Raw genomic sequence first — 2,193 nt, forward strand, 5'->3', positions numbered from 1 at the left:
CTGCCCCAGGTCGTCGTATATGTTCCCGGCGATCAGCTCCGTGCTGCCACCAAGTGTTTGGGTTTGTTCGAGCAGCCTGCCCCTGTGGTCGTACCCGAACCTGTCCACCGTCACGATGGCCGGGCCGCTGTCCTTGGTATGGGCCGTTTTGGTCTGTTTCACCTTTCCTGCAAAGTCCAACTCGGTCTCTACGATGTCCGTCGTCCCCAGGTAGGGGTTCTTGGTGGCCGTGTAGACCGCCCTGCCCTTTTTGTCATAGACCATAAGGGTCGTGATCCACTGGTCGGTGGTCAGTACCCTGGCCTTGCTCCCCGTGGCCAGGCCTTTCGTCCGGGTGTCCACCGCCTGTCCCAGTACACTGGTGGGGGCGGCCAGCCCCGCTTTGTCAAAGGTGTAATTGTCGTAATAGTTGATGGTCAGCACTTTGTCAAAGCTGACCGGAAAGGCATCCTTGGTATAGTAGACCGTTGTCCCGGCATAGGTGTTGGCCGTTGCCGTTTTCCTTACATATTGGTTGGAAGCTGCATTGGCCGCCGCCTGCATTGCTGTCCTACTGCTTGTATTATTGGAGTCTATCCCTGTATAGGCCACCCTCCCAAAGGCATCGTAGACGGTGAACAGCCACTCATCGCCGTTCCTTTGAATGGCATCCTGGGGCCTCAAAGATTATAGTGCTATGTAAATTTTACAGTTGCTAGACCTCTATTCTTCTAAAATATTTTTCCCTTCACGTATAAATTTCACCAACTTCAAGTAATCTCCATTTTTAAAATCAAAACGTGTATAGCCATACTTTTTACTCCACCAAAACTTTTTGAGGTCATATTGAATTAAGGATTCATATTGATTGACTGCCTCTATAACAATAGAGTTAAAATTTGAAGCTTCTTTCTTCTCTAAAAGAGTTTTCAATTTTAAAAAAGTTAATGCAGTAGATGGGTAATTTAATCCATCCGAAGGTCTTTTAAAATCAAAATTAAAATATACACTTTCATCAGCGTATATACTTAATAGACTTATTTCTTCTTTAAAAATTTGCCCCCCTAAAGAAGTCTTAATAGGTTTATTTAATACTGCTTCTCCAATGACTACAATATTTTGATGCTTATCTGGTAAAACACTTAAGTTATCATCAGCTAAATAAGAGTTATGAATTTTTTTTATGGAAACAGTATCTATATTTCCTTTATTTGATTCAAAAACAATAATATCCCCAACTTTATAAGGCTGCCAATCATCAATATTTTTCGGGAATGAGTATTTTTCACATCCAAATATTGAAAATATCAGCAGCCCTACAAGAAAAGTGTCTTTATAATTCTTTAAAAAAATCATTTATTTCTATTCTTCAATTTTGATTTCAAAACATTTATTTGGATTATTTTTACAAAAATCATTTATCACACTTTTTAAGTTATCATAATTATCAGTAACATTATGACCGCCTCTATTACCTGCAGGTCCTTCCGCTTCTTCCTCACTAAAAATATCGCCTGTAAAATAACTTAATATCCCTTTTATAGTTTTTAATTCTGAACCTCCATTAGGTAACCAGAAAGACGGACGAGATGAAACAGCATCCCTATATAAACTATATTGAAAACCAGGTATTCCCTCTGGGTTTGTAATATCTCCTGGTTGATGTGGGTTTAAATACCATATCATTTCCACGTTAAATAATGATTCTCCGTTTTCATCTTTATATGTTCTTAACTGGTCGGCAAAACCAGCTGCGTGTGCACCGCCTTGACTATGAGAAACAATTCGAATCGCCTCTCCATCAGCTAATTTCACTTTTCCTTTTTTGTATTGTCTGTAGAATTTTTTTGCTTTTCTAATTCCTTCATTTCTTCTTTGGCTTGCTTGAGAAGCCCAGTGTGAAGAGCCACTTGTAAATAGATGATTTGTATCTCTATGGGCAGCAGTAAATAGACTTACTATATCAGCTTTTTGGCCAAAATAATTTCTATCACTACCATAATCTCTCCAATAATTAAAAACTCCTTGGTCATTACTATAAAATCCTGATTTCCCAAAAAACCTCTGGTCAGTGGCACCTTTCCATAACCTTAATCCTCCAACAAAAATTATTAACCTGCCATCAGGGTCAATTGCATTAACAACATTATTGGCAACATATGAAAAAGGAGATAGGTTTGTATATTTTTCAGCCAATGGATCAAGATTCATCCA

At 39.2% G+C, this 2,193-nt stretch carries 1 protein-coding gene and 2 pseudogenes; all 3 read right to left on the reverse strand.

Annotated features, from left to right (window positions below):
- Positions 1-663 (reverse strand): annotated as a pseudogene (locus tag OOZ15_RS19745) (DUF6443 domain-containing protein); the annotation flags it as partial.
- A 39-nt stretch (positions 664-702) separates the two neighbouring features.
- Positions 703-1,335: a hypothetical protein gene (locus OOZ15_RS19750; RefSeq protein ID WP_265958161.1), complete on the reverse strand. Its 633-nt coding sequence runs from the start codon at positions 1,333-1,335 to the stop codon at positions 703-705.
- A gap of 6 nt (positions 1,336-1,341) precedes the next feature.
- Positions 1,342-2,193: pseudogene (locus OOZ15_RS19755) on the reverse strand (hypothetical protein); the annotation flags it as partial.

The sequence above is a fragment of the Galbibacter kalidii genome, from assembly GCF_026241135.1.
Classification (GTDB): Bacteria; Bacteroidota; Bacteroidia; order Flavobacteriales; family Flavobacteriaceae; genus Galbibacter.